Source organism: Pseudomonas sp. PP3 (assembly GCF_905336995.1).
In the GTDB taxonomy this organism is placed as follows: domain Bacteria; phylum Pseudomonadota; class Gammaproteobacteria; order Pseudomonadales; family Pseudomonadaceae; genus Aquipseudomonas; species Aquipseudomonas reinekei.
Map to the genome: position 1 here is coordinate 3697355 of NZ_HG995459.1, position 12806 is coordinate 3710160.

Annotated in this window: 12 protein-coding genes and 1 pseudogene; 6 read left to right on the top strand and 7 right to left on the bottom strand. The window is 61.3% G+C overall.

Annotated elements, in window-relative coordinates:
- Positions 1-16 precede the first annotated feature (16 nt).
- Positions 17-1489: an ATP-binding protein gene (locus KHO07_RS16685; RefSeq protein ID WP_212624924.1), complete on the top strand. Its 1473-nt coding sequence runs from the start codon at positions 17-19 to the stop codon at positions 1487-1489.
- Positions 1490-2517: 1028 nt separating this feature from the next.
- Here the strand turns inward: KHO07_RS16685 and KHO07_RS16690 are convergent.
- Entirely contained in the window at positions 2518-2709 is a 192-nt protein-coding gene (locus KHO07_RS16690; protein ID WP_212624925.1) for a hypothetical protein, read from the bottom strand.
- Between the two features lie 200 nt (positions 2710-2909).
- On the opposite strand from KHO07_RS16690, the gene KHO07_RS16695 reads away from it, so the two are divergent.
- The 5 genes from KHO07_RS16695 (at position 2910) to KHO07_RS16715 (ending at position 6377) form a co-directional block, all read left to right on the top strand.
- Entirely contained in the window at positions 2910-4061 is a 1152-nt protein-coding gene (locus tag KHO07_RS16695) for an amine dehydrogenase large subunit (protein ID WP_212624926.1), read from the top strand.
- A gap of 12 nt (positions 4062-4073) precedes the next feature.
- Positions 4074-4613: a MauE/DoxX family redox-associated membrane protein gene (locus KHO07_RS16700; RefSeq protein ID WP_212624927.1), complete on the top strand. Its 540-nt coding sequence runs from the start codon at positions 4074-4076 to the stop codon at positions 4611-4613.
- 5 nt (positions 4614-4618) lie between these two features.
- A complete protein-coding gene (gene mauD, locus KHO07_RS16705; RefSeq protein WP_075949195.1) occupies positions 4619-5239 on the top strand; it encodes a methylamine dehydrogenase accessory protein MauD in 621 nt (206 codons plus the stop codon).
- 18 nt (positions 5240-5257) lie between these two features.
- On the top strand, positions 5258-5779 hold the full coding sequence (locus tag KHO07_RS16710; RefSeq protein ID WP_150732486.1) for a methylamine dehydrogenase light chain: 522 nt from the start codon (positions 5258-5260) through the stop codon (positions 5777-5779).
- Between the two features lie 76 nt (positions 5780-5855).
- Complete coding sequence (locus tag KHO07_RS16715) at positions 5856-6377, top strand: cytochrome C (RefSeq protein WP_212624928.1); 522 nt, start codon at positions 5856-5858, stop codon at positions 6375-6377.
- Between the two features lie 135 nt (positions 6378-6512).
- Here KHO07_RS16715 and KHO07_RS16720 read toward each other — a convergent pair whose 3' ends face one another.
- The 6 genes and pseudogenes from KHO07_RS16720 to KHO07_RS29210 form a co-directional block, all read right to left on the bottom strand.
- On the bottom strand, positions 6513-8186 hold the full coding sequence (locus KHO07_RS16720) for a BCCT family transporter (RefSeq protein ID WP_244858226.1): 1674 nt from the start codon (positions 8184-8186) through the stop codon (positions 6513-6515).
- A 228-nt stretch (positions 8187-8414) separates the two neighbouring features.
- Positions 8415-9662 carry an MFS transporter gene (locus KHO07_RS16725; protein WP_212624929.1) on the bottom strand — a complete coding sequence of 416 codons (1248 nt, stop codon included), beginning with the start codon at positions 9660-9662 and terminating at the stop codon, positions 8415-8417.
- Positions 9663-9686: 24 nt separating this feature from the next.
- Positions 9687-10058 carry an ethanolamine utilization protein EutQ gene (locus tag KHO07_RS16730; protein WP_212624930.1) on the bottom strand — a complete coding sequence of 124 codons (372 nt, stop codon included), beginning with the start codon at positions 10056-10058 and terminating at the stop codon, positions 9687-9689.
- The gene (locus KHO07_RS16735; RefSeq protein WP_212624931.1) at positions 10055-11383 is read right to left on the bottom strand and encodes an FAD-dependent oxidoreductase; all 1329 of its coding nucleotides are present in this window, start codon (positions 11381-11383) and stop codon (positions 10055-10057) included. The genes KHO07_RS16730 and KHO07_RS16735 overlap by 4 nt, the downstream gene beginning before the upstream one ends.
- A 10-nt stretch (positions 11384-11393) precedes the next feature.
- Positions 11394-12650: an FAD-dependent oxidoreductase gene (locus tag KHO07_RS16740; protein ID WP_244858309.1), complete on the bottom strand. Its 1257-nt coding sequence runs from the start codon at positions 12648-12650 to the stop codon at positions 11394-11396.
- Positions 12639-12803 (bottom strand): annotated as a pseudogene (locus KHO07_RS29210) (rubredoxin); the annotation flags it as partial. The gene KHO07_RS16740 and the pseudogene KHO07_RS29210, both read right to left, overlap by 12 nt.
- Positions 12804-12806: the final 3 nt, after the last annotated feature.

The following is a 12806-nucleotide window of genomic DNA, read 5'->3' on the forward strand; positions in this document are numbered from 1 at the left end:
CGCCAAGGGCTGTGCGATGTATTTGCCAAAACCAAACGACTTCTATGCGCTGATCGAAGCCATGCCGCTGTGCATCATTCTTCACGATGCGCACACCAAGGAAATCCTCTGGGCCAACGCCGCGGCCCTGGCGGCGTTGGGCTTTACCCTGGAGGAACTGACGCCACTCAAAGCCCCGGACATGACCCGCGACGCACCGAAATATCGGCGCTCAGTGGGTTTGCGCTGGCTGGAGGGTGCCGCGCGTACCGGGCAGCGCGCCATCGAGTGGTGCTATCGCTCCAAGCAAGGGGTGGAGATTCTTTCCGAGGCCGTGGCGACGCTGGTGCACCTGGAGGGCCGCGATGTATTGATGGTGCAATTCCGCGACATCTCTAAAGAAGACAAGGTCAAGCGCGACTTGAAGCGCTTCGAGAGCCGGCTCAAGGCGTTCATGCAGGATTTGGCCGAAGGCGTGGCGGTGCTGGGCCCGGAGGGCGATATCCGTTTTATCAGCGACTCCGGCGCGCACTTGCTCGCCAGCGAAGTGCGCCAGCTGATGGGCAAGAACTTTCTTGCCTGGTGCGACGACGCCTCACGCCAGCGCCTACTGCAACAGCTCGCCAACGAAACGCCGGAACACGCGCCGTTCAGCGTTCATTACAAAGTGCAGCGACGCGACGGCGAGTGGCGCTGGCATGACGCAACCTGCCGCTTCATCGACATTGAGGACGACCTGGTCGGCCATCTGCTGTTGTTTCGCGATGTCACCGAACAGGTGCTGGCCGAAGAGGCGCGGCGGGTCAGCGAACAGAAGCTCGAATACCTGGCGCGCTACAACGCCATGGGTGAAATGGCCGTGGCCATCGCCCACGAGTTGAGCCAACCGCTGGCGGCAACCCGGAACTTCATCGAAGGCACGGTGATTCGCCTGGGCAATGCCGGCGACACCGATCAAGGCGTCGCCTGGGGTTTGCAGAATGCCGTGCGCCAAATCGAGCACGCCTCGGTCATCATCAAGAGCGTGCGCGATTACGTGGTCAAGCTTGAGCAGTCCGAAGAACTGGTGGACCTCAATGAGCTGCTGCGCGAAACCCGTTACTTCATCAGCTTGCGCGCCGATCCGAGTCTGGTGCGTGTCGAAATCGTGACCTCGCCCGAGCCGCTGCGGGTGAGTTGCGAGAAGGTGCTGATCGGCCAGGTGATCCTCAATCTGGCATTCAACGCGATTGAAGAAATGGCTGACTTGCCCATCGAACGACGCTTGTTGCGCATCCATGCCAGCACCGACAACGGCGTGGCGCTGGTGCGTATCGAAGACAGCGGGCGCGGGATCCAGGCCCAGGCGCAGGAGAAGCTGTTCGACGGTTTTTTCTCGTCCAAGGTCAGCGGCAACGGCATCGGCCTGGCACTGTGCAAGAACATCATCGGCCGTCATCGCGGCGACATCTGGGCGCAGAACCAAGAGCCTTGTGGCGCAGTGTTCACCTTCTCCCTCCCCCTCGCCTGACACACAACCCTGTGGCGAGAGAGCTTGCTCCCGCTGGCACGCGAAGCGGCCCCCCGGCTTTCTCCAGACAGACCGAGTCGTCAGGGTTTACGACTGCTGCGCAGCCGAGCGGGAGCAAGCTCCCTCGCCACCGGGGATCGCGCCTGGCGCTGTGCAAGAACATCATCGGGGCGATATCTGGGCGCAGAACCAAAAGCCTTGTGGCGCAGTGTTCACCTTCTCCCTCCCCCTCGCCTGACACACAACCCTGTGGCGAGAGAGCTTGCTCCCGCTGGGTCGCAAAGCGCCCCCCGGCTTTCTCCAGGCAGACCGAGTCGTCAGGGTTTACGACTGCTGCGCAGCCGAGCGGGAGCAAGCTCCCTCGCCACAGTGGGTCGCACCTGGCGCTGTGCAAGAACATCATCGGGGCGATATCTGGGCGCAGAACCAAAAAATCTTGTGGCGCAGTGTTCACCTTCTCCCTCCCCCTCGCCTGACCCACAACCCTGTGGCGAGGGAGCTTGCTCCCGCTGGGTCGCAAAGCGCCCCCCGGCTTTCTCCAGGCAGACCGAGTCGTCAGGGTTTACGACTGCTGCGCAGCCGAGCGGGAGCAAGCTCCCTCGCCACCGGGGATCGCGCCTGGCGCTGTGCAAGAACATCATCGGGGCGATATCTGGGCGCAGAACCAAAAGCCTTGTGGCGCAGTGTTCACCTTCTCCCTCCCCCTCGCCTGACCCACAACCCTGTGGCGAGGGAGCTTGCTCCCGCTGGGTCGCAAAGCGCCCCCCGGCTTTCTCCAGGCAGACCGAGTCGTCAGGGTTTACGACTGCTGCGCAGCCGAGCGGGAGCAAGCTCCCTCGCCACCGGGGATCGCGCCTGGCGCTGTGCAAGAACATCATCGGGGTGATCTGGGCGCAGAACCAAAAGCCTTGTGGCGCAGTGTTCACCTTCTCCCTCCCCCTCGCCTGACACACAACCCTGTGGCGAGGGAGCTTGCTCCCGCTGGGTCGCGAAGCGGCCCCCCGGCTTTCTCCAGGCAGACCGAGTCGTCAGGGTTTACGACTGCTGCGCAGCCGAGCGAGAGCAAGCTCCCTCGCCACCGGGGATCGCGCCTGGCGCTGGTCATTCGGATCGATCGGGGCGAACGCCATGCCCGCGCGCAAACCCCACTCCCGCATGATCCGCAGATACACCAGCGAGAGCTCACCGCGTACCTGACGCTGACTGGCAATCGTACACACAGCCCAATGCCTTCTACCGGTGTCAGCAACTCGAGCCCCCTAACAGGTGCATGAAGGGGGTTTCATGACACTGGCACAGAGACACAAACACTTGGCAGGCAGGGCAATTCCTGAGGTTGCCGGGCGAGGCACTATTCAATCGTCAGAATCTGCCCACTCACCCGCGATCCGCGTTACCAACAATTCAGGAAGTTCCCCTTATGCGAACAAACAGGATCTCCGTACAGTCAGCGCTAGGCCTGAGCCTGCTTGTACTCGGTTTGAACAGTGCCCGTGCGGACCTGCCGGCCGACACCGGCATCGGCCAGACCACCCTGGCCTTCCCCGCTGAACCGCACCGCGCGTTCGTCGTCGATGTCGAGTTCGAAAGCTTCGTCGCCGGCCGTATCACCGTGGTCAACCCGGATCAGAAACGCGTGCTGGGCATGGTGCCGACCGGTTTCGCCGCACCTTCGGCCCTGAGCCATGACGGCAAGCTGATCTACGCCGCGGACATCTGGTATTCCCGTGGCACCCGCGGCACCCGCACCGACGTGCTGACCGCATGGGACACCTCGACCCTGTCGCCGGCCTGGGAAGTGTTGATTCCAAACAAGCGCGCCGAATCGCTGACCCAGCGCTACGGCCTGAAGACCAGCGGCGATGACCGTTTCGTCTACGTCTACAACTTCACCCCGTCGACCTCGGTGACGGTGGTCGATACCCAGACCAAAGCCGTCGCCAGCGAAATCGCGATCCCTGGCTGCGTGCTCAACTACCCGGTTGGCAAACGCCGTTTCGCCTCGCTGTGTGGCGACGGCAGCCTGCAAGTGGTGACCCTCAACGATCAGGGCCAGGAAACCGCGCGCAACCGCACGCCGTTCTTCGACCCGAACGCCGAGAAACTGGTGGAGCGCGCGGTCAACGTCGGCGACACCTACTACTTCACGACCACCACCGGCACCGTGCGCGCCGTGGATTTCTCCGGTGATACGGCAAAAATCCTGCCGAGCTGGTCGCTGACCACCGATGAGGAAAAGAAAGCCGGCTGGGCACCGGGTGGCTGGCAGCTGATGGCCGTCGCGCCGAAGCTGAACCGCCTGTACGTGTTGATGCACGACGCCCACGAACCGATGAAGTGGGAAGACCCGAGCACCTTCATCTGGGCTTACGACCTCAAGACCATGAAGAAAATCGCCACCCTGGAAGCCCCGGCACCAGTGTGGAGCATGCAGGCAACCGGCGACGACAAACCGCTGTTGCTGGGCACCGATGTTGAAGGTGGCTTGCAGATCTTCGACCTCAAGACCAACAAGCACACCGGCAGCATGGCCAAGGTCGCCAAAACCGCGACTCAGGTCATGAGCTACTAACGGGGTTCGGCCATGCAATCAGATCCGATCTTCATCATTGCCAGCGCACTCGCCATTTCGGCGCTGCTGGCCAGTGCCGCCACCCACAAGGTGCGGGCGCCGGCACGCTTCGCCAAACAGTTGGCGGACTACCAACTGCTGCCCGCGGCGCTGGTGCGTCCGAGCGCGCGGTTGATCCCGCTGCTGGAACTGGCCATCGCTTTCGCGCTGCTGGTTCCGCTCAGCCGGGGCTGGGCGGCATTGAGTGCGGCCAGCCTGCTGGCGCTGTACGCCGTCACCATCGGCATCAACCTGTGGCGCGGTCGTCGCGACATCGACTGCGGTTGTGCCGGGCCAGACCAGGCGCAACCGCTGCGTCCGGTCCTGCTGCTGCGCAACAGCGTGCTGGTAGCGCTGGCGCTGCTGGCCAGCGTGGCGCCGGTGGTGCGTGACATGACTGTGTTCGATGGCTTCGTCACCGTGGCTGCCGCCGCGGTCGCGCTGCTCATCTACGCCGCGGCCGCTGGCCTGATGGCGAACTCCCCTCTTTTGCTCAAATTGATTGGTAGGTAATCAAAATGGAAGGCTTGATCGTTTCCAACGTATTGCTCTGGGTGCTGCTGGTGGCCGTGGCGTTTGTGGTCATGGGCCTGGTCCGTCAGATCGGCGTGCTGCACGGTCGCCTGGCCCCGGCCGGCGCACTGATGGTCGACAAAGGCGTGGCCGTCAACGAAGCCGCGCCGCAGATCACTGCCGCTGACCGTAAGGGTCGTCCGGTGAACTTCGGCTATGCCGGTGAAAAATCGCAACTGCTGTTCTTCCTCTCGCCCACCTGCCCGATCTGCAAATCCTTGCTACCGGCGATCAAATCCATCGCTAAAGAACAGGCCGGTACGCTCGACGTGGTGTTCGTCAGCGATGGCGACATGGACGCCCAGCAAGCGCTGATCCGCGAGCACAAACTGGAAGACGCCACCTATGTGGTCGGCCCGGAAGTCGGCATGACCTACCAGATCGGCAAGCTGCCGTACGCCGCGCTGATCGACAAGTCCGGCACCCTGCGCGCCAAAGGCCTGGTCAACTCCCGCGAGCATCTGGACAGCCTGTTCGAAGTCGAGCACTTGAAACACGCCACGCTGCAGCAGTACCTCAACGCGCAGCCCCACGACCATGACCACAGCCACGGCCATAGCCACTGATAAGGCAGGGAGACCCTCATGAAACTGCTGGATCTGTTGTTCGAGCGCTCGACGCGCCGTGTTGCCGACACTACTTCGCGCCGCAAACTGCTGTCGCGCATGGGCTCGCTGATGGTGGCCGGTGCCGCCCTGCCCCTGCTGCTACCACTGGATCGCACCAGCAAGGCGCTGGCGGCCACTGACCCGAAGGCCGGTGACCCGGGTGATCCGAACAGCTGCGACTACTGGCGCTACTGCTCCATCGACGGCTTTCTGTGCAGCTGCTGCGGTGGTTCGGTGACGTCCTGTCCACCGGGCACCGAAGCCTCGCAAGTGACCTGGATCGGCACCTGCCGCAACCCGGCCGATGGCAAGGACTACATCATTTCGTACAACGACTGCTGCGGTAAGCAAAGCTGCGCCCAGTGCGCCTGCACCCGCAACGACAGTGAAGAACCGGCCTACCGCCCGTTCAATAACAACGATGTGAACTGGTGCCTGGCCGCCAAATCGCACATCTACCACTGCACCGTTTCGATCATCCGTGGCGTGGCGATCTGACACGCGTTTACCGCCGGTTGCCTGGGCAATCGGTGGTTTTTTTTGAAGATCGCACCCACAATAAAAAGGGATTGTCATGCGTCATTTGTTAATCCTCAGTCTGGCCGGCCTTCTCATCACCCCGCAGGTCCACGCCCGGGCCATTCCCAATCCCGACCAGCGCCACGCACCGGGCAACGAAGAATTGCAAAAACCCATCGCCGAAGCCAACTACAGCGTCGGCGTGAACTATCAATTGCAATGCGCCGGTTGCCATCTGGGCGACGGTAGCGGCTCCGCGGCCAACGACACGCCACGGATGAAAGGCTTTGTCGGCAACTTCCTGAAAGTCCCCGGGGGCCGCGAATTTCTGGTGCGCGTGCCGGGCATGTCGCAGTCGGCGCTGAACAACGCGCAACTGGCGGACCTGCTCAACTGGCTGATGCGCGAAGACGGCATGGCCGGCAAGAGCGTTCCGGCCAGTTACCAGCCCTACAGCGCTGATGAAGTCGCGACTTTGCGGGCCAAGACCATGCTCAACCTGCCTGGCACCCGCGGCGACCTGATCAAGGCCATGCGTGCGCAAGGTATCGCGATAGATGACGGGATGAATGACTGAGTCGGCTAGAACGCGATCAGCCGGAGTTGCCGGTACGCATCGATCAATTGCTCGAGGCTGAATGCCAGACAAAAACTGAAACCGTCAGCCTGAGCAGACGGTTTCGGTTTTTTCTCCAACTGCTATCCAACAGGTTTATGCGGCAGTCAACGGTACACTCGACGGTGCTTCGCGGCGGTCGGCCTGATCAAGCGCCTGGCTTGGAAAACGATCCACCGCTGGCGTCCACGCCGGCACACTCGGCATCTCCTTGCGCAAGCTGTGAATCAAGGTGTACGACATCACCAGCAGCAACATGGCGATCGGCAATCCGGCGGCGATGCTTGCCATCTGAATGGCCTTGAGTCCGCCGGCGAGCAGCAGGCCCGCCGCAATCGCCCCTTCCAGAATGCACCACAGCAAGCGGATCCAGTTGGGCGGATTGGTGCTGCCCAGGGCACACAAAGTACACAACACCTGGGTTCCGGCATCTGCCGTGGTGACAAAGTGCACACCCAGCAATACGCACACCAGAATCGAGAGGATGGCGCCAACCGTGGGGCCATCAAGCGACTGAACCAGCGTGAACATCGCCGCCGTGGTTTCTTTCTTGGTGGCAAGCAGCACCGTGCCGCCTTCGAACTTCGGTTGTTCCTGAGCCACTACCTGGCTGGCAACCGATGCCTGATAAGCCTGGCGATCCTGCTGTTCGTTTTTCAGGGCAGCGCCACCGAACACCGACATCCACAAAATGGTCACCATGGTCGGTACCACCAGCGCCCCGATCACCAGTTCCCGGATGGTCCGGCCTTTGGAAATCCGCGCAATGAACAGGCCGACAAAAGGCCCCCAAGTCATCCACCACGGCCAGTAGAACGCCGTCCACCAGTTTTGCCATTCGGTGTCTTTCTGAGTGTCCATCCAGAAGCTGAGGCCAACGATGTTTTGCACATAGTCACCGGTGGATTCAAACATCAAGTTGAGGATATAACGCGTTGGACCGATGGCCAGTACCGCCAACATCAAAAGAAAAGACAGATACATATTAAGCGTGGAGATCCGCTTCATACCTTTGGACAACCCGGCAAGTAGCGAAATGCAGGCAATAATACTGACAACCAGAATGATGGATAACTGCAGTCCAATACTGACCGGAATGCCAAACACTTGATGCAGCCCGGTATTAATCTGCGCAACACCCAGGCCGAGGGACTGTGAAACACCAAAGGCTGTAATCACCACACCCATGATATCGACCACATGGCCGATCCAGCCGTAGATGCGGTCGCCAATCAGCGGATACAGCAGCGAACGCAGGGCCAGCGGCAGACCCTTACGGTACGCGAAATACGCCAGGCTCAGGCCGATCATGGAGAAGATCGCCCACGGGTGCAGGCCCCAGTGGAACAGCGTGATGCGCATCGCGATGGTGGCCGACTCGTCCGTCAGGCCCTTTGAAAACGGGTTATCGGCGTAGTGCAGCATGGGCTCGGCAACGGACCAGAAGATCAGGCCGATGCCCATTCCCGCACTGAACAGCATGGCGATCCATGAAGCGAAACTGAACTCGGGCCGATCGTGCTCGGTGCCCAGTTTGAGATTGCCGAAACGGCTGACAGAGATATACAGCAGCAAACCAAGTACGCCACTGATCAGGGCGATGTAATACCACTTAAAGTTATGCAGGATAAACACCGAAGCCATTTCAAAGGCCTTGGCTGCCTGCTCGTCTTTAAATGCACAGAACAGAACAAATGAGATCACCGCTACTATCGAAGCGACTGTCACATTCGGGTTCAAGCCTTTTAACATGCCTGTTTGCGCACGCATTATTTTCCCCTTTTGTTTTTGTTTAAGGGTTTTAGAGAGTATTCCGCAAGATACTTATCCCTTGATATCGAATGACATCAGGGTGCTGTATATCTTCAGATTAATTCCGTTCTAACTCGGTTCTGGCAGCATCGCCAAGATGATTGAAACCTGACCATCGTTCAAACCATTTTTAATCACCGACTCATGAGAAAAACGCATCAATAAATCCGGTTCGCCCTCCTCCACTTAACGCCTGTCGATGCACTCGCCCACGGGGTCACCCACCGACACCAGGTTAGAGCTGGCAATCCCGTTTGGCGTGACCGGGTGATGCAGCGGCGCATCCTTTTGCAGGTGCTTGCCTGTGACCTTCGCCTGGCCCACGCACAGCGCGAGCAGCGCGGCACTGCCGGCATAAAAAAAGTAGAAGCTTGAGGTGCCGAAGCGCTCCATCAGCACACCCGCAATCAGCGGACCGATGCAGGCACCGACACCAAAAGTGATCAACAACATGCCCGACAGCGAAACGCGCAAGTGCGGCTCCATGTTGTCGTTGGCGAACGCGACGCCCAACGGATACAGGCAGAACTGCAGGAAGCCGATCGCCGAGCCGAACCACAGCAGAGTCACGAATGCAGGCGTTTGATTGAAGGCCAGCGGCAGGCTGATGAGCACCAGCAAGATCGCCACCGCGCGGATCAGACTGGCACGCGGCAGACGATCCGAGAGCCAGCCCAACGGCAACTGCGCCAACAAGCCTGCCCCGATGGTCAGTGCCATGAACTGGCCGACCTGTGCTGTTTCCAGTCCCTGCTTGCTGGCATAGATCGCAGCCAGCCCGTAGAAGCTGCCGTTGATCATGCCTGACACCAGAATCGTCACCAGGGACTGCGGAATGCGCCGCAGGAACAACCGCAGGTCGATCGAAGCCGCGGGCACCGCCGTCGGATGGGCGCTGCGAGTGAGCGCCACCGGCACCGAGCACAGCGCAAACACCATCGCCACCCCCAGCAACGCACGGATCCCCAACCCCTCGTCGAGACTCAAGGCCAATTGACCGAGCATCATCCCGACGTAGCTGGCGACCATGTACAGCGCCAGCACGCTACCGCGCTGCTCGGTCCGGGCCTGATCGTTGAGCCAGCTTTCCAGCACCATCAACTGGCACATCATGGCCAGCCCGACCAGCCCGCGCAGCACCAACCAGAAAGGCAGGGACGTGCTGAACTCATGCGCCAACACCGCTGCCGCAATCAGTCCGGCACAGGCCGCATAGGTTCGAATATGCCCGACCTGTGCGATCAGGCTGCGCCCGACCCAGCCACCCAGCACCATCCCCAAGGCATTGGCGGCCATCAACGCCCCCCCTGCCGTTTCACTCGCCCCCATCGCATTCAGGCGCAGTGCCAGATAGGTCATCAGCAAGGTCGATCCCAGCTGCATCAACAGGCTGGCCAGATAAAGCGCACCGAAGGTTTTTGTCAGTCTTATCACCGTGCGATCCCCGATAGTTGCGCTTCAAGCCAAGCCGTGAAGTTGCTTCCAGTTGCCGGGGTGAACCACATACCCAAACAACGCATGCCCGCCATACACCAGTTCGGTGCCTTCGGGAATCCACAGCAACTGCCCGGGGGTGACTTCAAAAAGCTCTTCACCGACGCGCAATTCGAAGCAACCCTCGATCACGAAAATCACCTCGTCGTACAGCACCGTCCAGGCGACTTGCGCGCCTTCCCAGCGGGCGAAACCCACACCGATGTTCGGCGAGACTTCATTGCTCAGTGCCCGCGCCACGTACGCGGCGCCGGGGGGACCGCCACGGAAGGTGAAGTCCAGGTCCTGATGGTCGATGCGCCGCACCGGGCTCTTGCCTTTGGCTGGAGGGCTCATAGCTCACTCCGGCTGTTCCAGGCCGCCAGATGAATACGCGAGCGAACACCCAGGCCCAGGAACGGTTCCGGCGGGTTGAGCGACGGCATGCCGGTCACGGCGCGAATATCGTTGAGCTGCGCCGAGTCGGCACCGACAGCGAGATCAGCGAGCATTGTCCCGGAAATGGTGCCCCAGGCTGCACCGACGCCGTTGTCGCACGCTGACGCATGAACGCCCGGCTCCAGCTCGCCAAAGAAATTAGTGAAGTTGCGCGAGATCGCATAAACGCCGCCCCACGTATGGCTGAAAGACACGTCGGCCAACTGCGGGAAGCGCGCCAGGAAAGCCTTGCGGTGCGAATCGCGCACTTTCGAACGCATGCCATCGCTGGTGCTGCGACCGTACTTGGGCACGTGTTTGTAGGTGTTGCGGATGATCAGCCGGCGATCCTGAGTCATGCGCACAGTCGTGCCGGCGTGGTCCGCCGGGGTCAGTCCCCAGTCCAGTTGGCCGCCATAGGTGGCCAGTTCCGCATCGGTCAATGGCCGGGTCCAGCTGGCGAAGGTCATGACCGGCAGCAGGCGATTGCGCAGATAACCAAACTCCTGGGTGAAGATGCTGGTGCCCAACAGCAGTTGCGGGGTGCGGATCAGCCCCGCCGTGCCATGCAGAATCCAGCCGCCACGGCCGTCACGCTCCAGACGTTGAATGGGTGATTCCTCGAGCAATTCGACGTTGCCCGGCAACGAGCGCGCGAGGCCCGTGACCAGCGCCGCCGGTTGCATCAAATAGCAGCCGGGCGTGTAGATGGCGCCGCTGTAATGATCGGTGCCCAAGACCTTGGCCAGCTCCGCGGAATCGGCCCGGCGAAACGGCTCACCGAGGTCGCTCATCAGCCGCTCGAAGTGATCCAGGTAAGCCAGGCCACGCGCCCCGACCGCGCCTTGATATTTGCCGGCATGGGACCACTGGCAATCGATGCCGTGACGTTGCACCAGCCCTTGCAACTGCGAAATCGCGGCACGGTTGAGCGACAGCAAACGCTGTTTGTGCGCAGGGTCCGGATGCTCCAGTGCGAACTTGTGCGGCAGGTCGATCACAAAACCGGAGTTGCGCCCCGAGGCGCCGTGGGCGACCCGTTGCGCGTCCACCAGCAGGATTCGGGCCTGCGGATGATGCTCGGCCAGGCGACGGGCAGCGGCCAGGCCAGCGAAGCCCGCGCCAATCACCGCGTAGTCTGCACGCTGCTCATCGGACAAGCGTTGGCAAGACGGTTGCTCAGGCAGCGCGGCGTACCAGCCGCAGCTCGAGTCGTCGAATGGCAGGTTGATCGTGTTTTTCATGAGTCGGGCCTCAGGCTACCGCCTGCTGGGAATGCTGACAGGACTGCAGCAATGTGCTGCGTTGCGTTTGCGCTTGACGACCGAGCAGGACAAAACCATTGAGCTTGCCCGCCGCGTCGTAGAATCCGGCACTCAAGCCGTCCTCGGTCGGCGTGCAGCGCCATTCACCTTCGCCGGCGTTAGCGGGTGCCAACAGACACAGCGGCGCGGCCGGCGTCTTCACTGTCACCGGCATCAACGGGTAGTCAACCGCCGTGGGTTGGCCAAGCAATGTCTTGCTCAACGCAGCAATGCCTTGATTGATCGGTGCCAGGTACGGCAGCAGCTGTCCATCGATCTCGATGCAATCGCCCAGGGCGTAAATGCCCGGCGCAGAGGTTTGCAGTTGGGGATTCACCTGAATGCCCCGCCCAACCACCAACCCGGCACTCTCTGCCAGGCTCAGGTCGGGACGCAGGCCGACGGCGGACAACACCAGATCAGTCTCGAGGGTTTGGCCGTTGGCGAGTTTCAGTTGATAACCCTGAGCCGTGGCGTCGATGGCTTCCAGGGTGTTCTGCAAATGCCACGTCACCCCCAACACACTCAAAGCGTTTTGCAGCACCTGCCCGGCTTCGGCCGGCAACAGGCGTTCCATCGGCCAGTGCCCCAGACCAATGACATCCACGCTGTAGCCGTTATGGGCCAGGTCATTGGCAAATTCGCAGCCAATCAGGCCATCCCCAAGGATCGCCACACGCCGTACACCGGTCAGACGCTCACGGAACCCGTGGTAATCCTGCAAGTTATTGACGCTGATCAGCGCTGAACTATCGCCCTCAATCGGCAGACGAATCGGCTGCGCGCCGCTGGCAAGCACCAACTGGCCGTATTCCATTTCACCGAAGCTGGTACGCAGGCGCCGCGTCGCACTGTCGATGCCCAGCACCTTGCAGTGTGGATACACGCGGATGTTCAAACGCTGCTCGATTGCCAGCGGCGATTCGCCGGACAACGCCTCGGCGCTTTTGCCCTGGGACAGCCCGATCGACAACGCGGGTTTCGAATACAGGTGGCCGGACTCTTGCGTCAGCACACGGATCTCTACCTTGGGATCTGCCTTGCGCAACGCCTGAGCCAGACCGTAACCGGCATAACCACTGCCGATGATGACGATCGGCTGGCGTGGCGACGCAGCAACCGCAGGTGCCGCCACCGCGAGCGGTGGCGTACTGACGGGCACGCTGACGGCCGTCACTGCCTGCGTGTACTCACTGATATCGAGCATCTCGAAATCTGCCTTGCCGACGTGGCATTCGGGGCAGACCCAATCCTCGGGAACATCCTCCCAGCGCGTGCCGGCGAGAATGCCATCCTCGGGCCAGCCCAGTGCCTCGTCGTAAATCAGGCCGCAAACGATGCAAAGCCACGTCTTGAACATGGT